Origin of the sequence: Colwellia sp. MB02u-9 (genome assembly GCF_014077085.1) — a bacterium.
Classification (GTDB): Bacteria; Pseudomonadota; Gammaproteobacteria; order Enterobacterales; family Alteromonadaceae; genus Cognaticolwellia.
Genome location: NZ_JACGVF010000069.1, coordinates 40,345 through 63,577, shown reverse-complemented (window position 1 = coordinate 63,577; position 23,233 = coordinate 40,345). Strand labels below are relative to the sequence as shown.

The 23,233-nt window shown below is 40.8% G+C and carries 18 protein-coding genes; 9 read left to right on the top strand and 9 right to left on the bottom strand.

The window, feature by feature from the left end:
- Positions 1-3: 3 nt before the first annotated feature.
- The 9 genes from nuoH to H4J65_RS02840 form a co-directional block, all read right to left on the bottom strand.
- On the bottom strand, positions 4-978 hold the full coding sequence (gene nuoH, locus H4J65_RS02880; protein ID WP_310649839.1) for an NADH-quinone oxidoreductase subunit NuoH: 975 nt from the start codon (positions 976-978) through the stop codon (positions 4-6).
- Positions 968-4,021, bottom strand: coding sequence for an NADH-quinone oxidoreductase subunit NuoG (gene nuoG, locus H4J65_RS02875; protein ID WP_182195268.1), 3,054 nt, complete (start codon positions 4,019-4,021; stop codon positions 968-970). The genes nuoH and nuoG overlap by 11 nt, the downstream gene beginning before the upstream one ends.
- Position 4,022: 1 nt before the next feature.
- Positions 4,023-5,438: an NADH-quinone oxidoreductase subunit NuoF gene (gene nuoF, locus H4J65_RS02870; RefSeq protein WP_182195264.1), complete on the bottom strand. Its 1,416-nt coding sequence runs from the start codon at positions 5,436-5,438 to the stop codon at positions 4,023-4,025.
- On the bottom strand, positions 5,431-5,946 hold the full coding sequence (nuoE, locus tag H4J65_RS02865) for an NADH-quinone oxidoreductase subunit NuoE (RefSeq protein ID WP_404851933.1): 516 nt from the start codon (positions 5,944-5,946) through the stop codon (positions 5,431-5,433). The genes nuoF and nuoE overlap by 8 nt, the downstream gene beginning before the upstream one ends.
- 122 nt (positions 5,947-6,068) lie before the next feature.
- Positions 6,069-7,868 (bottom strand): NADH-quinone oxidoreductase subunit C/D, encoded by a 1,800-nt coding sequence (gene nuoC, locus H4J65_RS02860; RefSeq protein WP_220465077.1) that lies wholly within the window; start codon positions 7,866-7,868, stop codon positions 6,069-6,071.
- A 157-nt stretch (positions 7,869-8,025) separates the two neighbouring features.
- Complete coding sequence (locus H4J65_RS02855; protein WP_310649913.1) at positions 8,026-8,625, bottom strand: NADH-quinone oxidoreductase subunit B family protein; 600 nt, start codon at positions 8,623-8,625, stop codon at positions 8,026-8,028.
- A gap of 38 nt (positions 8,626-8,663) precedes the next feature.
- Positions 8,664-9,152: an NADH-quinone oxidoreductase subunit A gene (ndhC, locus tag H4J65_RS02850; protein WP_310649910.1), complete on the bottom strand. Its 489-nt coding sequence runs from the start codon at positions 9,150-9,152 to the stop codon at positions 8,664-8,666.
- Positions 9,153-9,869: 717 nt separating this feature from the next.
- Positions 9,870-12,260, bottom strand: a complete 2,391-nt coding sequence (locus H4J65_RS02845) for an ATP-binding protein (RefSeq protein WP_182195258.1) — start codon at positions 12,258-12,260, stop codon at positions 9,870-9,872.
- Positions 12,261-12,388: 128 nt separating this feature from the next.
- On the bottom strand, positions 12,389-12,877 hold the full coding sequence (locus tag H4J65_RS02840) for a zinc ribbon-containing protein (RefSeq protein WP_259363158.1): 489 nt from the start codon (positions 12,875-12,877) through the stop codon (positions 12,389-12,391).
- Between the two features lie 319 nt (positions 12,878-13,196).
- On the opposite strand from H4J65_RS02840, the gene leuS reads away from it, so the two are divergent.
- From leuS to H4J65_RS02795, 9 genes are all read left to right on the top strand, one after another.
- Positions 13,197-15,788 carry a leucine--tRNA ligase gene (leuS, locus tag H4J65_RS02835; protein WP_182195255.1) on the top strand — a complete coding sequence of 864 codons (2,592 nt, stop codon included), beginning with the start codon at positions 13,197-13,199 and terminating at the stop codon, positions 15,786-15,788.
- Between the two features lie 119 nt (positions 15,789-15,907).
- The gene (gene lptE / locus H4J65_RS02830) at positions 15,908-16,414 is read left to right on the top strand and encodes an LPS assembly lipoprotein LptE (protein ID WP_182184474.1); all 507 of its coding nucleotides are present in this window, start codon (positions 15,908-15,910) and stop codon (positions 16,412-16,414) included.
- Between the two features lie 10 nt (positions 16,415-16,424).
- On the top strand, positions 16,425-17,468 hold the full coding sequence (gene holA, locus H4J65_RS02825; RefSeq protein ID WP_182195251.1) for a DNA polymerase III subunit delta: 1,044 nt from the start codon (positions 16,425-16,427) through the stop codon (positions 17,466-17,468).
- Complete coding sequence (gene nadD, locus H4J65_RS02820) at positions 17,455-18,114, top strand: nicotinate-nucleotide adenylyltransferase (protein ID WP_182195247.1); 660 nt, start codon at positions 17,455-17,457, stop codon at positions 18,112-18,114. Before holA ends, nadD begins: the two co-directional genes overlap by 14 nt.
- Before the next feature lie 180 nt (positions 18,115-18,294).
- Positions 18,295-18,612 carry a ribosome silencing factor gene (gene rsfS, locus H4J65_RS02815; protein ID WP_259364505.1) on the top strand — a complete coding sequence of 106 codons (318 nt, stop codon included), beginning with the start codon at positions 18,295-18,297 and terminating at the stop codon, positions 18,610-18,612.
- 11 nt (positions 18,613-18,623) lie between these two features.
- A complete protein-coding gene (rlmH, locus tag H4J65_RS02810; RefSeq protein WP_182138305.1) occupies positions 18,624-19,094 on the top strand; it encodes a 23S rRNA (pseudouridine(1915)-N(3))-methyltransferase RlmH in 471 nt (156 codons plus the stop codon).
- A gap of 3 nt (positions 19,095-19,097) precedes the next feature.
- Positions 19,098-21,077 carry a penicillin-binding protein 2 gene (gene mrdA / locus H4J65_RS02805; RefSeq protein WP_182195244.1) on the top strand — a complete coding sequence of 660 codons (1,980 nt, stop codon included), beginning with the start codon at positions 19,098-19,100 and terminating at the stop codon, positions 21,075-21,077.
- Positions 21,077-22,192: a rod shape-determining protein RodA gene (rodA, locus tag H4J65_RS02800; RefSeq protein WP_182195241.1), complete on the top strand. Its 1,116-nt coding sequence runs from the start codon at positions 21,077-21,079 to the stop codon at positions 22,190-22,192. Before mrdA ends, rodA begins: the two co-directional genes overlap by 1 nt.
- 102 nt (positions 22,193-22,294) lie before the next feature.
- Entirely contained in the window at positions 22,295-23,212 is a 918-nt protein-coding gene (locus H4J65_RS02795; protein WP_182195238.1) for a septal ring lytic transglycosylase RlpA family protein, read from the top strand.
- The last annotated feature ends 21 nt before the right edge of the window (positions 23,213-23,233 follow it).

Below are 23,233 nucleotides of genomic sequence, written 5' to 3'. Positions count from 1 at the left end.
TAGTTATAGCACTCCCGTTAAGCGCAATACTGCGGTGACCAAAAGGTTTAATAACGCTAAAGGCAACATAACAACCCAGCCAAACTTGAGTAGTTGGTCAAAACGTGGTCGTGGCAGCGATGTTCTAAGCAGAATAAAAAACATCACAAAAAACATAATTTTAATAATAAACCACAGCAATGGAGGCAACCATGAAGCAAGCGGCTCTGGCATTAACCAACCGCCAAAAAACAGTACCACTGACATGGCTGATATTAAGGTAACGCTTAAATACTCACCGAGAAAAAACAAGGCAAATTTCAGCCCAGAATATTCGGTATGAAAACCCGCGGTGAGTTCAGTTTCAGCTTCTGGCAAATCAAAAGGCAGTCGATGACTTTCAGCAATACCAGCCACTAAGAAAATAAAAAAGCCAACAAATTGTGATTGAATAAGCCAGCCATCGGTTTGTGCCAACACGATTTCACGCAAATTAAAGCTACCTGTAAGTAGCACCACGCCCATTACAGACAAGCCCATAAACACTTCATAGCTAACAGTTTGAGCCGCCGCTCTCATGCCGCCTAACAAAGCATACTTAGAGTTTGACGCCCAACCTGCCAACACCACGCTGTAAACAGCGAGAGAAGCCATAGCGAGAAAAAATAGTAAGCCAATGTTTAAATCAGAAACGCCAATGCTTGGAGAGAAAGGGACTACGGCGAAACTCATTAAGACGCACATAGCACCAATCACGGGTGCTAGCACAAAGACTAAACGATCACTAAAAGGCGGGATCCAATCTTCTTTACCCAGAATTTTCAATAAATCTGCCAATGATTGTAAAACACCAAATGGCCCAACGCGATTTGGACCACAACGGTCTTGCCATATACCTATCATTCGGCGCTCAACCCATACCAACATCGCGGCTATAGGGATAAGCAAGGCGATAATAGTGGTTATTTCAAATAGCTTCCAAAGCATGTCAGCCATCATTCAACCCTCCTGAAAACAGTCGAATAGGAATGGTTTGATCCTTTATTTTCAAGCTCTCAAGTATGTTTTCTTTACTTTTTTTCGCCGCTATTAACGCATCATTAAATTGAGCAAGATAATCAGTAACTTCTTGCTCACACGCTAAGGATATTGTCATTTCTAGTTGATGATGCAGCGACTGACAGAGGGCGAAGTTGCCAAAAACTAAAGTGTCAGGCAAATCATTAACAATAAAAATTTGACTGATGACTGTTTGATTAACCAATAGCATTTTTTCGTTTGTCGCTAAAAAAATAATTTTACCCCACTGGCCTTTTGTAACCTCGGCTTGCTGAGCTGTCTTAGCATTAATATAGATTCGATTACTTTGTCGCAGCATTTGAAATTCAGCGGTGAGCGATGCTTGCCACTCACTGAAATAAACATTTTTTTGTTGAACATAAATTAAGTGATTAGCCGTTTTATTTTTAGCGACCGTACTGTCAGCAGCCTCACTTTTAAAAGTACTATTTTTAATACTCTTAGTTAATCGCCAGCAAGGGTTGTTGGCTAATGCACTTGATAGTGGGATAAATACCGCAGCGCTTGCCTTCAATAAAGCACCATTAATTTCTGTTTGAAATTGGCCAATCGCTTGATTTGAATTCCACCCTGGCGCCCAAGTAAAGGGCATGTCGCTACTTTGTCCAGTTGCTTTACCTTCCATTGAAAAAGTAAAGTTATCATCAATTTTTTGGGTGGTTTTTGCTTCATGAACTGTGATATTAGCCATTTGAGCTGTTCGGCCACTGGCTCGGTGACTCATTCTCGCAATGGCTTTTTGCTGGCTCTTATCACGCTGTGTTTTATCTCCCTTTTTTGTTATTAACTTTGGCCATTGAGCATAAGTATCAAGAAAAAATTGATGCAACTGCGTCAGTGATTCATAGCGAGTTTTTTTAGCGACAACTTGAGTATAGTAATTTGACTCAAGGTCAGCTGCGTCTGAGGCTTTACTGGTCACTTTTATACCGACAATATCGGCTATATTATCTAACCAACGCCAGCTTTCTTGTATGGGTAAAACAGGAGGATGCACTTGAAAAAACTCTTGGGCTCGGCCTTGGTAATTAACATAATGACCATCTCCTTCGCTAACCGCCGCAACAGGTAAAACAATATCGGCGATACTTGAAAGTCGGTGCGCTGAATGATCTAGCACAATCAGGGTTTGCGCTGATTTTCGTAACTGCGTGATTTGAACCGCTGAGAGATTTGCCAGTTCTTGCTCGAGTAAAATCAGTCCTTGATAGCTTTTATCTGGGTCATTAAGCTGCGCTAAGACTTGCTCAATAGATAATGATTTTTCATCTAAAATCGATAATAACCCAACACTATTACTGCACGGCGGCACAATAATTAACCCTGGTGCTATCAGCTTATTTTGTGCTGTAAACGCCGACATTAAATTGGCAATATTACTCAGTACGTTGGCACAAACACCACTGGTACCTGAAATAAATAACGGCTTAGTGGCTTTACGCAAGGCTTTATAAACTGAAACAATAAAACCTTGTTCAGTGACGCTCAACTGATCTTGCTCAGCTAAGTGATTAACGGCTTTTGCTAAAGCTTGGTCATGGTTAATCGTTTGAGCATTGCCCAGTTGTAAAAGCTTTTCCAGTGTCGCTAAACATTTTGATATTTGCTCTACAGGTAAAAGTAATGCTTGCTGACAAACATCATCGAGTTTAGTACTGGTACTTTGCAGGGAAAATAACGGTGACAGTAACTTACCGCCAATGGTTCGCACCGCGCTGTCTTGCCATGATGCAATACCTATTTTTTCGGCTTTAGTCTTAGCAGCATTACGCAATGCTTGGCGCACCGACAAGGCCATTCTTGGCGCGGTTTGGCTAATATCTTCTGCAATAATAAAAATAAAGTCACTGTCTTCAATCTCAGCAAGGCTAGGTGCTTTGTTTGAGGTCAGTAATTGCGCATGTTGTGCCGCCACTTTCATTTCTTCATCGTTATAGCCTGGGCTAAATTGCTCAGCCCCGACAATATTTTTTAAATAAAAGTTCGCTTCTAATGAGGCACGAGCAGAGCCAATACCGAGAAATTGTTTTTTTCTAAAATGCGAGAAAGCTTTAGCAACATCTAATCTAGTTAAGGCTGCAGGTGACTGCTGCGCAATACCTTTAGCTTGTCTGATACGCTGTTCGCCATTAACAAAGCCGATACCATAGCGACCTCGGTCACAGATAAAATAGCCATTAATATCAACATTGTAGCGATTCATCACTCGACGCACCGAACCGTAGCGTTCGCCAATACTTAAGTTACAACCAACAGAGCAATGACTACAAACCGACGGGGCAGATTGCAAATCCCATTTTCGGGTATAGTGTGATGAAAAAACTTTATTGGTAAACACGCCAGTTGGGCAAACTTCCACTAAGTTACCGCTAAATTCACTTTCCAAAGCACCATCAGACTGGCGACCAAAATACACTTGGTTTTTTGAACCATAAACCCCAAAGTCCTTACCGCCCGCATAGTCATTGTAGAAACGTGTACAGCGATAACAGGTAATACAACGGTTCATTTCGTGACCTACCAAGTCACCTAAATATTGATTAGTGAATGTGCGTTTTGTGCCTTGATATGCTCGTACGCTGTGGCCGGTCATTACCGTCATATCTTGTAAATGGCACTCGCCCCCCTCAGCACAAACAGGACAATCATGAGGATGATTAGTCATCATCGCCGCAATAACTTGTTCGCGAAACTCACCAGCTGCTTTATTTTTAATACTAATACGCATACCGTCAGTAACTGGCGTAATACAAGCCATAACAATGCGGCCCTGTTGATCCGCTTGATCTTGAAACTGCGTAACAGCGCACTGACGACAAGCGCCAACCGAGCCCATAGCCGGATGCCAACAGAAATAAGGCAAGTTTAATTTTTGTGATAACACCCCAGCCAACAAATTGTCTTCAGTGCTGAGCTGATAAGGCATGTCATCAATGAAAATAGTGACTTTCTTTTCACTCATATTATTGCCCTACTTTTGGAGATTGAGGTGACTGAGGTGATTTAACTGACTGATGTTTTTTAATATTTGTTACTTGAGCTTGCGATACTTTAGTGCGTTTAGCGCTCATTGACGGATTATAATGACAACAGCCATGCTCAATATGCTGCAAAAAATCATCATGAAAATATTTTAAAGCGCTTCTTAACGGCTCTACTGCTCCCGGAGCCAAGGCGCAATGGGTTTTACCTATCCACATAAAATCGCAGAGTTTAGCTAAGGTGTCTAAATCTTGTATTTTACCTTGGCCTTGCTCAATACGTGTTAACACTTCAACAGCCCAGGGCGTGCCATCTCGACAAGGCGTGCACCAACCACAAGACTCTTGGGCAAAAAAGCGCATTAGATTTAATACCATAGCCACAGGACAGTTTTTATCATCTAAAACAATCAAGCCACCCGTGCCTAAACGACTACCAACGTTAGCGATAGAGTCAAAATCCATTGGTGTATCTAAATGCTCTGCCACTAGAAAGTCAGTTGATGCACCACCCGGTAGTAGACCTCTAAATTTCAAGCCATCTTGCATACCACCGGCATAGTCATATAACACCTCTCCCAAGGTTGGCCCCATAGGAAGTTCCCACAAGCCCGGATTGTTCACTCGCCCACAAGCACTGTAAATTTTACTACCGGCATCACTGTTAGGAGAAATAGCCTGAAACCATGCAATGCCATTTTTTAAAATGTGCGGTAGATTACATAAGGTCTCAACATTATTGACTATGGTAGGTTTGCCAAATAAACCACTGACTTGTGGAAACGGCGGCTTAGCTCGAGGGATTGCACGCTTACCTTCTAGCGCATTTATCAGCGCGGTTTCTTCACCACAAATATAGCGACCAGCACTACAATGGATGTATAAATCCATTGAATATGAGCTGCCTTGAATTTTTTCACCAAGCCAATTATTTTGGTACGCTTCATCAATCGCATCTTGTAAGCGCTTTGCCGCTAAGTAATATTCACCGCGCAGAAAAATATAAGCTTTGTTCGCACCTATGGTGTAAGCCGCGATAATCATAGCTTCAACCAACTGGTGCGGCACACCTTCAAGTAATAACCTATCTTTAAATGTCCCGGGCTCCATTTCATCGGCATTGGCGACTAAATATTTATTATCCGGCGCCTCTTCATCACCGTCAGTAAACATAGGCACAAAACTCCATTTCATACCCGTAGGGAAACCAGCACCTCCCCGCCCTTTTAAACCTGAGTTTTTAACGATCTCTAATACGTCGTTTGGCGAATGTTCTAGCGCTACTTTTGCTCCTTGATAACCACCCGCTTGGCAATATGCATCAAATGACAACGGCTGCTGTAGATTCACCCATTGGGTTAACGGCTTGATGTTATTATTAGATATCGACTCAGCCATTTACTTCTCTCTTAACCGCAAGTTTTTGTAGAATATCAACCGCGATTTCTGGACTTAAATACTGATAATGTTCGTTGCCAATCATCATCGCGGGCGCTTTATCACAACTGCCTAAACACGCATTAGAAAGTAGCGTGAATTTACCGTCTGCTGTGGTTTGGCCGTATTCGATATTTAAATGTTGCTTAATCGCAGCAAGTACAGAGTCTGCGCCAGTTAAATGACAAGCAATGCTGTCGCACAAGTGGATAACATTTTGACCAACAGGTTGTCGGTAAATTAAATTATAGAAAGTCGCCACACCCTCTAGTTGGGCAACGGGAATAGCTAGCAGGTCACTAATGGCAAATAAGCTTTCATCACTGATCCAACCACGGTGTGCTTGCACCACTTTAAGTGCCTCAATACCCGCAGCTTCACGCGTTTCCATAATACTGGCCTCATGCTCAATAGCAGCAATTTCAGTTGCCGTTAAATAATGCTGATAATCAATTATTGTGGTGTTGATTGTTTCCATCACTATCTCTTTATTAACGAGTATTTGTTGTCAAAAAAGCTGAAATTATTGGTATTACTCACTTAACTATATTTTCAATATTGAATTTACTGCTATTAAACAAGCATAAAAATTTATCGGTCAACATCTGCCATCACGTAATCAACACTGCCCAGTGTCGCAATAAGATCAGCCACCATTTGTCCTTTGCTAATTAATGGCAACATTTGTAGGTGAGGGAAACTAGGCGTGCGAATACGGGTGCGATAACTCATGGTGCTACCATCACTAATAAGGTGATAGGCCATAATGCCTTTCGTTGCTTCAACGCTTATAGACACTTCACCTGCGGGGATCACAGGCCCCCATGAAACATTGAGAAAATGCGGTATTAAGGTATCAATATCACGCATGGTGCGATCTTTTAATGGTGGCGTAGTTTGCGGATGTTCAGCTTTATAGGGCCCTTCAGGCATATTGTTAAGGCACTGTTTAATAATGCGAATACTCTGGCGCATTTCCTCTATACGCACCCGACAACGATCATAGCAATCCCCCTTGTGGCCCAACGGTACTTCAAAATCAAATTGATCATAACCACCGTAAGGCCGCTGCTTGCGTAGATCCCATGAAAAACCGGTTGCCCTTAATCCTGGACCCGTTACGCCCCAGTCAATAGCTTCTTGCGTGGAATAAGCACCAATGCCGATAGTACGTTGCTTTAAAATTGAATTTTGCATGACCATTTTTTCATATTCATCAAGGCGCTTAGGCAGGTAATTAACGTAATCGCGCACTAACCCCTCCCAACCTATTGGCAAGTCTTGTGCAACACCGCCAATGCGGAACCAACTCGGATGCATGCGAGCGCCAGTAAAGGCTTCAATAATACCAAAGAGTTTTTCACGATCGATAAACATATAAAATATAGGTGAAAGTGCGCCAAGATCTTGCGCGAAAGTGCCATAAAATAGTAAGTGACTAAGAATACGAAACATTTCTGCGGTCATAATACGAATAACTTTCGCGCGATCTGGCACGGTAATGCCCGCCAGTTTTTCAACCGCCATCACATAGGGAAAGTTATTCATTACCCCGCCAAGGTAATCAATTCGGTCGGTATAAGGAATATAACTGTGCCAAGATTGTCGCTCGCCCATTTTTTCAGCACCGCGGTGGTGATAACCGATATCGGGCACACAATCGACTATTTCTTCGCCTTCCATTTGTAACACAATACGAAAGGCACCATGAACACTCGGGTGATTGGGCCCAAGGTTTAAGAACATAAAATCGCTGTCTTTACTTTGTCGCTTCATACCCCAAGCTTCAGGGTTAAATTGTAGTGCTGCTTGTTCTTTATCTTGTTGATAAGGAGGAAGCGTGAAGGGGTCCATTTCAGTTGCACGCGCAGGATGAGTTTTAAGTAACGGGTGTCCTTGCCAGGTATCTGGCATTAAAATTCGGCTTAAATGTGGATGGTTTTTAAAAATAATACCGAACATATCCCACACTTCTCGTTCGTACCAATTGGCATTTGGCCATAAACTACAAACACTTTCTAAACTTTTATCTGTAGTGCTCAGCGCAACTTTAATTCGAATGTCTTGATTACGTTGATATGATCGTAAATGGTAGCTGACCGTAAAGGCTTGTGATGACAATGATTGATGCTCTCGTTCGCTTTCATCGATAGCGGTAAGATCAAAACACATATCAAACGGCTGATCTAACTCTTGCTTTAACACTTGCATCAATGTCATTAACTGTTTTTTTTCTAACCAATAAGAAGGAATATCGTCAACAATGTTTTCAACGGCAGTAACCGGCTGTAAATTGAGCTTAGGTGCAAGGGCAATAATTTCATCAAGCAAAGGCACAGCTTGTAGCATCTGCCAATCATTACTCGCTTTGATATTTACTTGTGATGCCATCAGCTTCCCTTCACGCTTGCCATTTTTCTTATTAGTCTGTTTTTACTGGGTTTTCACTTTATTAACGCATTGTTTATTAACACTTTTCTTTAATAATACTTAGTTTTAATAACACTCAGTTTTTAAAACGTTAATGTTACAAAACACCAACAGCCGCTTAAATGTGATCGGGTGAATCAAGGTTCGTCACTTGAATACGCTCTTCGTGCTTAATGTCTCGCAATGACGGTTTACCAATTTCGCTGACTTGCTGTTCGCCAACCGCCCAACTTAGCGGTCGTGGCTGATGTTGAATTTTGGTTTGCAACAGCAATAAGGCTTCAAGTAAAGCTTCTGGCCTTGGCGGACATCCCGGCACATAGACATCAACCGGGATAAACTTATCAACCCCTTGCACAACACTATAAATGTCGTACATACCGCCAGAATTAGCGCAAGATCCCATGGAGATAATCCAACGAGGTTCTAATAATTGTTCATAAAGGTGTTGGATCACCGGCGCCATTTTTCGAAAGCAAGTACCTGAAATCACCATTAAATCAGCTTGTCTTGGGGTTGCACGAATCACTTCAGCGCCAAAGCGGGCAATGTCATGTCGCGAGGTAAAGCTCGTTGCCATTTCGACATAACAACAACTTAAACCAAAATTAAACGGCCAGATGGAATTTTTACGCCCCCAATTCACCATGTCATCAAGCTTAGCAAACAGAACACTGCGCTTTAATTCTGCTTCAGAAACCCCTTTCATCTCCCCCATGGCGTCATCTAATTTTGCTTTCGTCAGTGACCATTCCATTATTGCTGTCCTTTACTTTTTTCAAAAAGAGTTTGATCAAAAAGGCTTTGCTCAACGGGCTGGTTTTCAGCTTGTTGCAAACGCTGCAGTTGTGTTGCTCTAAAAGGTTGATGACGTCGGGTTAACTCTAAGGCGCCAATACGAATTAAATAAATTAATGCTGCCAGTAATACCGTAATAAAAATACTGGCTTCGATAAAACCAGGCCAACCCACCTCATCAAAAGCAATAACCCAAGCAAAAAGATAAATGGTTTCTAAATCAAAAATGACAAAAAAAATGGCATATAAAAAGAAGTGATTGGTAAAGCGGGTTTTATTATCAGAGACAGAAACAATGCCGGATTCATAAGGGGTGTTCTTCGCTCGCTGTTTACCTTTGGGGCCAAGAAAATGGGATAGCAGCATCATCAGAACGAGCATAGCAGCCAAAATAATAAAGTAAGCCGCAATGGGCCATACTTGTGTCATTTGATCCGATGTTTCCACACAGCCTCCATTGATAACCTAATGCGTGATAATGCCAAATATCATTGGCAAACAATTCATTAAACTACAAATCGACAGACAGCAAACTCATCGATACCTACTTATGATACCTACTTAAAATCCATCACCAAGATACTCATCAGCAGCTTGGCAATCGCATTAGCCATTAAAAAATATCAATGTTAGTTAGCTAGATTAGATTTCAGTGTCATTCAAATTCATCACACATATTTCATCACACATTAACAACTAAGTAGATGGGACAGACAAAAGTGTCTGTTCGGCAGCTTAAGTACCTGATCTTTATAGGGAGATCGCCATTACTGATTGATAAGGTTAACTCGCTGCATTTACTTTTTATTGTTGTTATTCCGCTTTCGCTAACATGCTCTCTCCATAAATCCTACTGAGATAGCACCTATAACTAAGTACAAATAGTCAAACTTTGCATCATCAATTTCTGAGCGATTTTCGGCTCTAATTTCGGCCCTCACTTCAGCTAGTGTGCTTGGGAAAATATTACGATGAAAAATATTGTTGATAATGCCAGTATAGAAAAGAATTTAAGTAATGCTTGTTTTTTAAGCGAATACTAACATTTAAACATTTTAACTGGTGTAAAAAGCAATAAACACGGCGCTTGCCGTGTTTATTGTTAGAGGAGGTTTTTTACTTAATTATTCAAGCTAACTTATCTTTTAAGCTTATCGTTAAAGCTTATTCTTCAGCGCCATTAATGAGCTCTGAAAACGCTGACAGTTTATCTAGCACCATACCATGGATTGATTTTCTTGGATAACGGCCAGTACGCGTGATTGCTCCAGCGGGTTGCGCCATTAAAATCTCTATCGCTTGATCAATATTGTCAACCGCATAAATGGCAAACTGTCCATCGGCCACTGCCTGTATCACCTCAGGTGCCAACATCAAATTAATAGTATTGGTTTTAGGTATAATAACACCTTGTTCGCCCGTTAAGCCTTTGTCCTTGCAGAGACGATAAAAACCTTCTATTTTCTCATTAACGCCGCCAATAGATTGCACTTCGCCATGTTGATTCATCGAACCTGTTATCGCGATACCTTGATTTATCGGTAACTTAGCGATAGCGGAAATTAACACACAAAGCTCAGCCATTGACGCACTGTCACCATCAATATGGCCATAAGATTGCTCAATTGCAATATTAGCAGAAATAGTCACTGGAAATTTCTGCCCATACTTGTGGCCCAAATAACCAGTTAAAATCAATACACCTTTTGAGTGAATAGATTTACCTAAATCGACTTCACGCTCAATATCTGTCACCCCTTGGCTACCAGCATATACGGTCGCCGTTATGCGAGCGGGCGTACCAAAAACACTATCACCAATCTCTAACACGGTTAGACCATTAATTTTACCTACTTGCCCACCTTCGGTATCAATAAGTAACTGACGCTCTTTAATTTCCTCTAACCAAGCTTCACTCATGCGGCCGGTACGTCGTTGTTTGGCCGCCAATGCCATGGAGATATGTTTACCGCACAGGTCATTTTTGCCATCTGATCGCTGCCATAAATAAAAAGCTTCGTCTAATAAGTCATTAACCTCCACTATATTAGCTGATATTTTTTGCTGGTGTTCTGCGCGCCTGAGCGCATATTTAACTAACTCAAATACCGCTTCATCTGTCACTTGTGGATAATGGTTACGATGGGCACGCTGGCGAATTAAACTGGCGTAGTCATTTAAGTTACTTTGGTTTTTTTCTAAGTGACGATCAAAGTCTGCCAAAACTCGAAATAACTCAGTAAACTCTTGATCATAATCTTGTAAGGTATAGTAAATTTCAGGATCGCCCAATAAAATCACTTTAACATTTAACGGGATTTTTTCTGGTTGCAAACTAAAGGCACCCGGTTGTGCATATTCTGAATGCGGATTTTCGATAGTAATTTGCTGCGACTTTAGCGCTAGCTTTAAACGCGCCCAAACTAAAGGTTGGGTCAAAAGTTTATCCGCTTCAAGTAATATATAACCGCCATTGGCTTTATGCAGCGCACCGGGTCTTATTAAACGATAACTGGTGTAACTGCTGCCTTGAAAACTACCAAAATCAACATGGCCAAACAGGTTTTGAAAGGTCGGATTCTGTTCATAAATAACTGGCGCACCTTCATTGGCTTTTCGGGTCACCAATAAGTTAGGTAAAAAACGTTCCACCATGAGTTTACGCATATCTTTGTCATTAGGCGCCTCGTTACTTTCATCGACCAGTAACTCTAAAACAGCATCAACAACGTGCGCTTTAACTTTAGCTAAGTATTTTTGTACGCCAGTATTACTGGCGAATTCTGTTTCTAATTCTTTCAAAAAAGGTTGAATACTTTGTGCTGCCGTTTCATGTTTTAACTTACGTAATTTGTCGGAAGAAATACGTTTCCATTGCGGTAATTCAATTAATTTTTCAGAAAGTAAATCTTCTAATTTGGCCAACAAAATATAAAAGTCAGCACGTTTTGGTTCATTGAGTTCAGCAAACTCTTTATCATTAAGTGGCTTACCTTTAACCAATGGTGAAAAGCCAATTTCACCATTTTCTTCGAGCAACACCACATCATCTTTTAATGCCGCCTTTTCAACCTCAGTAATCGCTTGATCATATTTTTTATTAAAGTCACGATCAATCGCCGCTTTTTGACGTTGATAGCCAGGGTTATCAAAAATCTCTGGAAACAAATCCATTAACTCATCAATAAAGGTATTCATGCGAGTAAGTAATTGCTTACCATCACCAGGACTAACATAAAGGCTATATGGCGAATTTGGGTCATCAAAATTGTTGATATAACACCATTCATCAGGTGTAGGCTCTTGACTCGCTGTTGAGGCTAACATTTGCTTGATCAGGGTTTGACGCCCGGTACCATGCTCACCCATGGCGTAAACATTAAAACCTGGTGCATCCATCGACAAGCCAAAAGTTAGTGCTTCTTTCGCTCTTTCATGGCCAATAAATACTTGTTCAATTTCTGAGGTCGATGTGGCATTAGCAAATTGTTTAACCGTTAGGTCTGCGGTTAACTGGCAAGGTTTAAGACGTGTATTTGTTGACACATTTGTCATAGAAGATCTCTCGGGAGTGCGATTTTAATATCAGGTGAAATAAATACGGCTACAATAAGCACAGTGTACAGCGACACGCCACTGAACAGCAAAATAATATAAAGAAAAACCATCAAAAAAAGTTGTTTTTACGGCGTTAAACTCAATCGATCAAAGTCTTGACCACCACAGGTAATACAATCCGTAACAACATTTGGGTGGCTATAAGTAACACAATCTTGGCATGCTTTACATTTTAACTGACCAAAACCAACATAATCACCGACATGGTAGCCATCTTGATGTTGAAAATCATCCATCAGCTCGGCCCATTCAACTTGCGACTTATCGGTAATTTGCGCCAAGCTTGACCAAAGGTTTTCATTAAGTAGCTCTAAATATATTGAATGCTTAATGTCCGCTTGATATTGCTGATAAAAATCCCCCAAGTCGTACTTAAGATTAGCGATAAACTGTTTAACTTGCTGCTCAGGAATTTGCTCAGCAGCCATCAATATTGTTTTCGCTTGTTCGAGTAATTCAACAGCCGAGCGAATTTCGTTATCCTTGGTGTCTTCCAACCATGTTTGTAACTTTTGATAAAGCTCTTGAATTTGAGATTGCTTTTTTTTCATCATGCTGCCCTCATTTAAAAATCACTTATTAGTCTACTTATTGAGTAGATAACCTCAGCCATTAGCACTTTATTAAAGCATATAACAAGGACTAAAGTGGCTTTTATCAGCTATTTAGCTGTTAATGCGCAATATTTTTCGCTTATCTAGAAAAATTTTCCGCATAGCCCTGCTTTAACTTGTCGCAACGGCTAGAGATAAGGTATCCTATCAAGAATATTTTTATCGCTAAAACCTGGCCTTAACATGACAAATTTTATCAAGGTAAAATTGTCAAAAAAGCGGGTTGAGGCTCTTATTTAAGTGTGTTTGAGAAATCTTAATGGAATCCATCTACAATCCCCAATCAATTGAAGCCGAAGTTCAGAAATTTTGGACTGATAACGACACCTTCAAAGCCGAAGAGTTACCAGGAAAAGAAAAATTTTATTGCTTGGCGATGTTTCCATACCCAAGTGGTCGACTCCATATGGGCCACGTGCGTAACTACAGTTTAGGTGATGTGATTTCTCGTTACCAACGCATGCAAGGCAAAAATGTGATGCAACCTATGGGTTGGGACGCTTTTGGTTTGCCGGCTGAAAATGCCGCGATTAAAAATAATTCTGCGCCGGCAAAGTGGACTTATGAAAATATTGATTACATGCGTAACCAATTAAAATCATTAGGTTTTGGTTACGACTGGAGTCGTGAATTAGCGACTTGTAAAAAAGACTATTACCGTTGGGAACAATGGTTCTTCACTCAGCTTTATGAAAAAGGCTTAGTGTATAAGAAAAATGCCACGGTAAATTGGGATCCTGTTGATCAAACCGTATTAGCTAACGAGCAAGTAATAGATGGTCGTGGCTGGCGCTCTGGTGCGCTAGTTGAGCGTAAAGAAATACCACAATGGTTCATTAAAATCACAGCTTATGCTGAAGAATTAATTAACGACTTAGACCAATTAACCGATTGGCCTGAACAAGTTAAAACCATGCAACGTAATTGGATTGGTCGCTCTGAAGGTGTAGATATGACCTTTCAAGTGGCCGACTCGACTGAAAGCTTCGATATCTACACCACGCGCCCAGATACCATCATGGGGGTGACTTATGTTGCCTTAGCTGCACAGCATCCATTAGCCTTAGCTGCGGCTGAAACGAATCCGGCACTAGCGGCATTTATTCAAGGCTGTAAAACGAATAAATCTACTGAAGCCGATATGGCGACAATGGAGAAAAAAGGCGTTGATACCGGCTTAAAAGCACTGCACCCGATTAGTGGTGAAATAGTACCTGTTTGGGCGGCAAACTTCGTACTAATGGACTATGGCTCAGGCGCCGTTATGTCTGTACCGGGTCACGACCAACGCGATTGGGAATTCGCCACTAAGTATGGTCTAGAGATTAAACAAGTTATTGCCAGCGATGAAAGCGCTGACGTTACAAAAGCGGCAATTACTGGCAAGAGTGTTTTAGTTAATTCTGGTGAATTTGACGGTTTAAATTTTGAAGCGGCTTTTAAAGCTATTTCAGAAAAATTAATCGCTGAAAACAAAGGTAAAGTAACGGTAAACTATCGCTTACGTGACTGGGGTGTTTCTCGTCAACGTTATTGGGGTACACCTATTCCAATGCTGCATTTAGCCAATGGTGAGTCTGTGCCGGTACCTGCGGATCAACTACCTGTTGAACTACCCGAAGATGTGGTGATGAATGGCGTAACCTCGCCAATTAAAGACAACCCTGAATGGGCTAAAACCACCTTCAATGGTGAAGAAGCATTTCGCGAAACTGATACTTTTGACACCTTTATGGAATCGTCATGGTATTACGCACGTTATTGTTCACCGAACGACGATACGCAAATGTTAGATCCAGCCAAAGCTAATTATTGGTTACCGGTAGATCAATACATTGGCGGTATTGAGCATGCCATTTTACATTTACTTTATGCCCGTTTTTTCCATAAATTATTACGTGATGCTGGCTTAGTAGAATCTAACGAACCTTTTAAGAAATTGCTCTGCCAAGGCATGGTATTAGCTGATACCTATTATCGTGAAGCAGACAATGGCGGACAAGATTGGATTGCACCAACAGATGTTGACGTTGAGCGTGATGAAAAAGGCCATGTTACCTCTGCTATCAGTAAATTAGATGGCAAACCGGTTATTTCTGCTGGCATGAGCAAAATGTCAAAATCGAAAAATAACGGTATTGACCCACAAGCAGTTATTAATTTATATGGCGCTGATACCGTACGACTATTTATCATGTTTACCTCACCACCAGAGCAAACATTAGAATGGTGTGATGCCGGCGTGGAAGGTGCACATAGATTCTTAAAGCGGGTTTGGAAACTCACTTATGACTTTACCCAAGTTGCAGAAGTGTCAAAAGCAGCACCCAAGATTGCCAACTTAACGCTTAACTCGGCGCAAAAATCATTACGCCTTGAATTGCATAAAACCATTGCTAAAGTCAGTGATGATATTGGTCGTCGAAACACCTTTAATACCGCTATTGCCGCGATCATGGAATTAATGAATCATCTAGGTAAAGCGAATATTGCCAGCACTGAAGATCGCGTGGTGATGCATGAAGCTATTCGTGCGGTAGTCTTAATGCTAACACCTATTGTGCCACATTTAAGTCATCATTTATGGAACATGGTTGGCGATGGTAAGCCAGTTGAAAATACTGCCTGGCCAGTGGTTGACCCCACCGCTTTAGTGGAAGATGAAAAGCTTATTATTGTACAAGTTAACGGTAAATTGCGCGCTAAAATTACTGTGTCAGCCGAGGCAACAAAAGAAGCGGTTGAAGAAATCGGTTTTAATGATGTCAATGTTAGCAAATTTCTTGACGGTAAAACCGTACGTAAAGTGATTTATGTACCGGGTAAGCTATTGAATATTGTTGCTAATTAGTAGCTTCTATTGTTACAGCTGTTAATGATAACTTAATTAAAACAGCGATTTAAAAGTGCATAGCTAAAACTTGTCGGCTATGCACTGATTGAATTTTACCTATAAAAAGTGAACACTTTATGCAGCCATTAATAATTCGTCGAGTAAGCAAACTTTTATCCTTTAGCATTGTCTTAATGATGTTAAATGGTTGTGGCTTTCAACTACGCGGCAATTATTTATTAGCGCCTGAGCTACAAACTATTGTATTTAGCTCGGTTGATCAATATGGTGAACTCACCCGTTTAGTCAAGCAGCACTTAAGCATTAACGATGTGACTTTAGTGCGACAAAGTGAAAAAGCTATTCCGCAAATGCGCATACTACAAGACAACTTAGACCGAAGAACACTGTCGGTTTTCCCGAATGGTCAAGTAGCAGAATACGAGCTTATTTATACCGTACGCTATCAAATTTTAATCCCAGGACAAGATATTCAAAATTTCCGCTTTGAGCTTAATCGTGACTATCAAGATGATCCTGATATTGCCCTAGCAAAAAGTCGCGAATTGTCGTTAATGTTACGAGAAATGCGTAAAGAAGCCGCCAATAAAATTTTACGTGACATGGCTAGTATTCAGCTCTAGGTAACTTCACATGCGCATTTATCATAATCACCTCGAGAAAACCTTAACACAAGGCTTTAAGCCGATATGGTTAGTCTTTGGTGATGAGCCATGGCAAAAAAATGACGCCTTAGAAAAAATTAAAAATAGTGCTAAAAAACAAGGCTTTGACGAAGTCATTCGTTTTAGCATTGACGATAAATTTAATTGGGATGAGCTGTTTCAAGAATATCAGTCGATGAGTTTGTTTTCATCGTTACGTATTATAGAAGTAGAGTTTACTACAGGTAAAATTGGCGATAATGGTACGAAAGGTGTCGCGCAATTACTCACCCTGTTACATCAAGATATTCAACTCATCTTTCATGGCCCTAAAATTGACGCTGCCACACAAAAGCGCAAGTGGTTCAAAGCGTTAGAAGCTGCTGGTTGCTTTGTGCCTTTATACGATATCGAAGGTAAACAATTAAAACAATGGCTCAGCAATCAAGCTCGGCAGTTACAATTAACCTTACCTGACGATGTTATTAATTTAATGACTGAATTATTTGAAGGTAATTTACCGGCATTAGCTCAAGAGTTGCAAAAACTGTCGATATTATTCTCACAGCAACCCGTGAGTGTTGAAGAAGCAGAGCAACTTTTAATTAAACAAGCGAGATTTAATCCTTTTCAACTGATCGACACTTTGCTGATTGGCGATCTTAAAAAGTGCTTAACTATCTTAGATCAAATGCAGCATGACGGTAGCGCATTTGGCCAATTAGTTTGGGTGGTTCACAAAGAAATTAGTCAGCTTTATGCCATGTTAGAACAGATAGCACAAGGTAGTAATATTAACGACATTTTTAAGCAATACCGTATTTGGGAGAAGAAAAAACCCTTATATCAGCATGCGTTAAACAATATAAGTTTAAGCAATGCCGAGCAAGCATTGGCGAGGTTAGCGCAAGTGGATTTACTCAGTAAAACCAGTAGCGACTTTAATGCTTTTATTTTGCTCAGTGATGTTTTTATCAGCTTATTTCACGATAACATCAGTCAACACTTCAGTTTAGATTATGAGTATAACTAACCAAAAAACGCCAACGCTTATCGCGTTACTTGGCGGTACCTTCGACCCTATTCATCTCGGTCACATCTTACCTGCCCAAGAAACCGCGCAATGGTTAGGCGCAAAAAAATTACATTTAATTCCTGCCCATATTCCGCCACATAAAGCTGGCACTCATGCCAATGCGAAACAGCGTACTAAAATGGTGGCTTTAGTCTGTGATAAAAGCCCAGTATTTACCCTTGATACTCGCGAGCTCAAGCGTCACAGCCCTTCATATACCGTCGATACCTTACAACAAATAAAAACTGAGCAACCTAATGCCGCTTTATATTTTATTATGGGTATGGACTCGCTCTTATCATTTACCCAATGGCACCGCTGGCAAGACATTCTCACCTTATGTAACTTAGTGGTTAATATTCGCCCAGGCTACCCGCACCTAGCGTTGGAAGCAGCACTTGAGCCAGCACTAAAGTCTCGTTTAATTTATAGTCTTGCGCAATTACAGCGCCAGCAAACGGGACAAATACTGATCCATGAAAGTAGCCCTGTGGATATTTCCTCGACCACAATAAGAGCCAAAATTAAAGCGGGCTCAAACGTCAGTCAATACCTACCTGAATGCGTATATGATTATATAGAGCAACATAAGCTCTATCGATAACGCCATTATTTTTCAATAATAGCCGCCAAATCACTCATTTTGTGTCACTTGGGGAGAAGTTAAGTGAAATAAATCCATTGTTGTGCAAAAAAACGGCTATTTACTGCATTAGATGGTTAACTGACAAACAAAATAATGCTATTATCGCCGATTATTGTTGTTAATTATAGAGATCCCACTTTGCAAAGTTCAGACCTAATTACTTTTGTTACCGAAAAAATCGAAGATATGAAAGGCCGCGATATCGTTACATTAGAAGTAGCTACAAAATCGAGTTTCACTGACTACATGTTAGTTTGCTCTGGTAACTCAAAACGCCACGTTATTTCCATTGCACAATCACTCACTATTGAATGCCGTGCAGCTGGTATTGAAGCCTTAGGTGTTGAAGGAAATGATGTTGGTGAATGGTCTTTAGTCGACTTAGGTGATGTTGTTGTACATGTGATGACTGATGAAACTCGTGAGCGTTATCAACTAGAACAACTATGGCAGTAGTCTAAACAACAATGCGTATTACCTTATATGCCGTTGGTAATAAAATGCCCGCTTGGGTTAGCCAAGGGTTTAGCGAATATTGCCGTAGATTTCCTCGTGATATGAGTTTCCATCTAGTGGAGATTTCACCAGGGAAACGCGGTAAAAATGCAGACATTGCCCGCATTCTTGAAAAAGAAGGTGAGCTTATGTTAGCGGCTATTCCAAAAGGTAATCGCATTGTTACGTTAGAAGTAGAAGGCAAGCCTTGGACCACTCCTGATCTTGCCAAACAACTGGAACGTTGGCATATAGATAGCCGAGATGTTGCGCTTTTAGTTGGTGGACCTGAAGGGTTAGCACCTGCTTGCATTCAGGCATCTGAGCAAAAGTGGTCATTGTCACCACTGACCTTACCACACCCTATGGTGCGAATTGTTGTGGCTGAAAGCCTCTATCGTGCTTGGTCAATCAATAATAATCACCCTTATCATAGAGAATAAATAATGGCACCCAAAAAACGTGTTGTTATTAGAAATCATAGCGCTGAAGCCAATTTATTTGCCCGCCGTACCTTCATCACCTTTGCGGGTATCATCATACTTTCATTAGTGTTATTTAGTAATGTTTATAATCTTCAAGTTAGCTCCTATGAAAAATACCAAACACGCTCAAACTCTAACCGTATTAAACTCTTACCTGTCGCGCCCAATAGAGGCTTAATCTACGATAGAAACGGTGTTTTACTGGCTGACAATACCCCCGTTTACAGCTTAGAAGTGATCCCCGAGCAAGTAAATAACATTAAAAAGCGCTTGTCAGCAGTTAGCCAACTGTTAGATATAAGCCAAGAAAAACAAGACAAACTACTGCAAGCAATGAAGAGCAAACGTCGTTTTAAACCGATAGAGCTTTATTCACGCTTAAGCGAGCAACAGGTCGCCTTGTTTTCAGTCAATCAGCATAAATTTCCGGGTTTTTTTATTGATGCACGTTTAAAGCGTTATTACCCTTTTGCTGAGTTAACCACCCACTCACTGGGCTATGTCGCACGTATTAATGGTAGAGACTCACTCGCGTTAGAACAGCAAGGCTTAGCTGAAAACTATGCCGCTACGCGCAATATTGGTAAACGCGGATTAGAACGTTATTACCAAGACATTTTACACGGCACCATTGGCCACCAAGAAGTAGAAATTAACAACCAAGGTCGGATCATTCGTACCTTAGACTTTACCCCACCCATTCCCGGTAAAGACCTGACCTTAACCTTGGATATTGAGCTACAAATGATCGCAAAAAGGGCGCTTTCGGGTAAACGTGGTGCGATTGTCGCCATTGACCCAAGAGACGGTGGCGTACTTGCTATGTATTCAAACCCAAGTTTTGATGGCAACTTGTTTGTGCATGGTATTAGCAGCAAAAAATATAAAAGACTTTTAGCCCCAGAAAGTAATAAACCTTTACTTAACAGAACATTACAAGGATATCCACCCGCTTCAACGATTAAACCGTTATTAGCTATTACAGGTTTAGACGCGGGGGTCATTACGCCAGAAACAGAAATTTATGATCCCGGATTTTATCAACTGCCCGGGATAGAAACTAAGCGACGTGACTGGAAAAAATGGGGCCATGGCAAAGTCGGTTTATCTAAATCGTTAGAGCAGTCTTGTAATGTTTATTACTACGATTTAGCCTATAAATTAGGCATTACCCGTATTAGTCAAATGATGAGAAAATTCGGCTTCGGTGAATATACTGGTATTGACCTACACGAAGAAAGTCGTGCAATTATGCCCAGTATCGAATGGAAAAGAGCCCGTTATAATAAACCTTGGTATACGGGTGAAACCCTATCGGTAGGTATTGGTCAAAGTTACTGGTCAGTCACGCCACTGCAATTGTCACAAGCCTTATCTATTCTAGTCAACAAGGGTGAGATTAAGGTACCACACTTATTAAAAGCAACCACTGAAGTGGTTGTTAACGACAAAGATGCTAGCACAGCGCAAACCATTGTCACTGAATATGTTGTTGATGAAAAACAGCCTATCGTCTTAAAAGACCAACATAGCTGGGATCTGGTTTTAGACGGTTTACATAATACCGTGCAAAAATTTGGCGCGACCGGTTATGCCGCATTTAAAGGCAGTAAATACGACGCGGCAGGTAAAACGGGTTCGGCACAAACCGCTAACATCGAACAAGGTGAAGAATACGATGCGAGTCAAGTTAAAGAAAGTAAACGTGACAATGCCATGTTCATTGCCTTTGCTCCGTACGAAAACCCTGAAATAGTGATTGCGGTTGCCATAGAGAATGTTGCTGAAGGTGGTGGTGGTACCAATGCCGGACCGGTTGCACGCCAGATTATGGATCAGTATTTTGGTGATCGCGAAATTATCAGTAAAGACCCGCGCAAGCATCCACATCATAGCAAGGATTTTCATCAAAAAATTAAAAATACAGCAGGTAATCCCTAGTGCGTAATACCGGACATGATCAACACCAAGAGCGCACTTTATGGCAAAATTTACATATTGACCTGCCATTATTAATCGGAATTTTAATCTTACTAACACTGGGATTATTTGTTGTCTACAGTGCAGGTGGGCAAGAGTCTGCCGTGCTAATAAGACATGCAAAGCGTGTTAGCTTAGCATTATTTGTGATGTTTATTGTTGCGCAAATCCCACCCTTGTCTTATCGAAGATGGGCGGTGCCTGTCTTCATTATCGGCTTAATGCTATTAAGTGCCGTACTACTATTTGGTCATGTTGGCAAAGGTGCTCAACGTTGGTTAGACCTTGGCTTTACCAAGTTTCAACCCTCTGAAATTATGAAACTTATCATGCCTATTATGATCGCTTGGTATGTTAGTCAATACGATTTACCGATCAAAATATCTAAAATAATCATCGCTTTTATTTTAGTCTTAATACCCACACTGCTCATTGCTAAACAACCTGACTTAGGCACGTCTTTACTGATCGCAAGCTCAGGCATCTTTGTTATATTTCTTGCAGGTGCCAGTTGGAAACTTATCGGGGCCTGTGTTGGTTTAGCGTCTGCATTTGCGCCAGTTTTATGGATGTTTTTGATGAAACCTTATCAAAAACAACGAGTGCTAACATTTTTAAATCCTGAACAAGATCCACTTGGCTCAGGCTACCATATTATTCAATCTAAAATTGCCATCGGCTCCGGTGGTATACACGGTAAGGGCTGGTTACAAGGTACTCAATCACAACTAGAGTTTTTACCTGAGCGCCATACTGACTTTATTTTTGCGGTATTTAGTGAAGAATTTGGCTTAATTGGTGTAGGCTTATTGTTAACAGTATATCTGGCCATTGTTATGCGCGGCTTATGGATTGCGGTCAATGCTCAGCATGCCTTTACTAAGCTTTTGGCTGGCAGCTTAACACTGACATTTTTTGTTTATATATTTGTTAATATCGGCATGGTTTCTGGTTTATTGCCTGTGGTGGGTGTACCCCTACCTTTAATTAGTTACGGTGGCACATCAATGGTGACATTAATGGCAGGATTTGGCATGCTTATGGCAATAAGCACCCATAGAAGATTTAATATCTAGCAAAAAGAATGGCGTATTAAATAATAGCGCATGGAATAATAGCGTATAAAAAATCACCGAATAAACGATTGACGTAAATAATAATAGAGTCTACTGATATTTATGGCGAAACTAAACATCAACCACCCTATATACCTATGTGTATTGATCATACTTGTCTCGGCTTGTAGCGCTAACTATGGTCGCTACCAACAAAAAAATGACAGTACACCAAGCCGCTTACCTACCGCTAGCGAACTTCATGATGCTACGCCGCGAGCTGAAGCCTTTAGCCTTGGTGGTAATAAACACTATCAAGTACGCGGTGAAGACTATCAAGTATTAAACAGTGCAGAAAATTTTAGTCAAGCCGGAACGGCCTCTTGGTATGGTCGAAAGTTTCATGGTCACTTAACCTCGAATGGCGAAATTTACGATATGTATGCCATGAGTGCCGCCCATAAGAACTTACCTTTACCTAGCTATTTAAGGGTCGTTAATAATAGCAATGGGCTATCTGTTATTGTTCGAGTTAATGACCGTGGCCCTTTTCATCAAAGCCGTATTATTGATTTGTCATACAGTGCCGCCTATAAGCTCGATATGCTAAAAACAGGTACTGCCAATGTAACCATTACAGCAATCACTGATTTTACGCTTAATGGTTTAGCCAAACTTCAGGCCCGCAATCAACGCCCCGCAGATAGCGCAACAACAATCACGCCTTTGCCAAAAACAACGCTTTCAGTCGCAACTGAAACAATAGCCACAAGAAAAATTGAGCTTGAAACAGTGACACCATCACCATTAAAGGTTACACCTACAGCACAATATATTCAGGTATTTGCTAGTAGAAGTCATACTCAAGCGACCAAACTTGCCAAGGGATTAATTAAACAGCATCAAATAAATACCCTATTAGAACAAATAAATGGAATTTTTCGTGTGCTTGTTGGTCCGATAGAGCGCAGTGATGAATTATCTAGGTTATTGTTAGCCATTAAAGCAGATGGTTACCCTAAAGCTTTTATTCGCCAGTAACTTTATTCACTAGTAGCTTTT

Coding starts and splice junctions, on each gene's coding strand:
- nuoH (WP_310649839.1), bottom strand. CDS start 978: ATGATGGCTGACATGCTTTGGAAGCTATTTGAAATAACCACTATTATC.
- nuoG (WP_182195268.1), bottom strand. CDS start 4,021: ATGAGTGAAAAGAAAGTCACTATTTTCATTGATGACATGCCTTATCAG.
- nuoF (WP_182195264.1), bottom strand. CDS start 5,438: ATGGCTGAGTCGATATCTAATAATAACATCAAGCCGTTAACCCAATGG.
- nuoC (WP_220465077.1), bottom strand. CDS start 7,868: ATGGCATCACAAGTAAATATCAAAGCGAGTAATGATTGGCAGATGCTA.
- H4J65_RS02855 (WP_310649913.1), bottom strand. CDS start 8,625: ATGGGGGAGATGAAAGGGGTTTCTGAAGCAGAATTAAAGCGCAGTGTT.
- H4J65_RS02845 (WP_182195258.1), bottom strand. CDS start 12,260: ATGACAAATGTGTCAACAAATACACGTCTTAAACCTTGCCAGTTAACC.
- H4J65_RS02840 (WP_259363158.1), bottom strand. CDS start 12,877: ATGATGAAAAAAAAGCAATCTCAAATTCAAGAGCTTTATCAAAAGTTA.
- leuS (WP_182195255.1), top strand. CDS start 13,197: ATGGAATCCATCTACAATCCCCAATCAATTGAAGCCGAAGTTCAGAAA.
- lptE (WP_182184474.1), top strand. CDS start 15,908: ATGCAGCCATTAATAATTCGTCGAGTAAGCAAACTTTTATCCTTTAGC.
- holA (WP_182195251.1), top strand. CDS start 16,425: ATGCGCATTTATCATAATCACCTCGAGAAAACCTTAACACAAGGCTTT.
- nadD (WP_182195247.1), top strand. CDS start 17,455: ATGAGTATAACTAACCAAAAAACGCCAACGCTTATCGCGTTACTTGGC.
- rlmH (WP_182138305.1), top strand. CDS start 18,624: ATGCGTATTACCTTATATGCCGTTGGTAATAAAATGCCCGCTTGGGTT.
- mrdA (WP_182195244.1), top strand. CDS start 19,098: ATGGCACCCAAAAAACGTGTTGTTATTAGAAATCATAGCGCTGAAGCC.
- H4J65_RS02795 (WP_182195238.1), top strand. CDS start 22,295: ATGGCGAAACTAAACATCAACCACCCTATATACCTATGTGTATTGATC.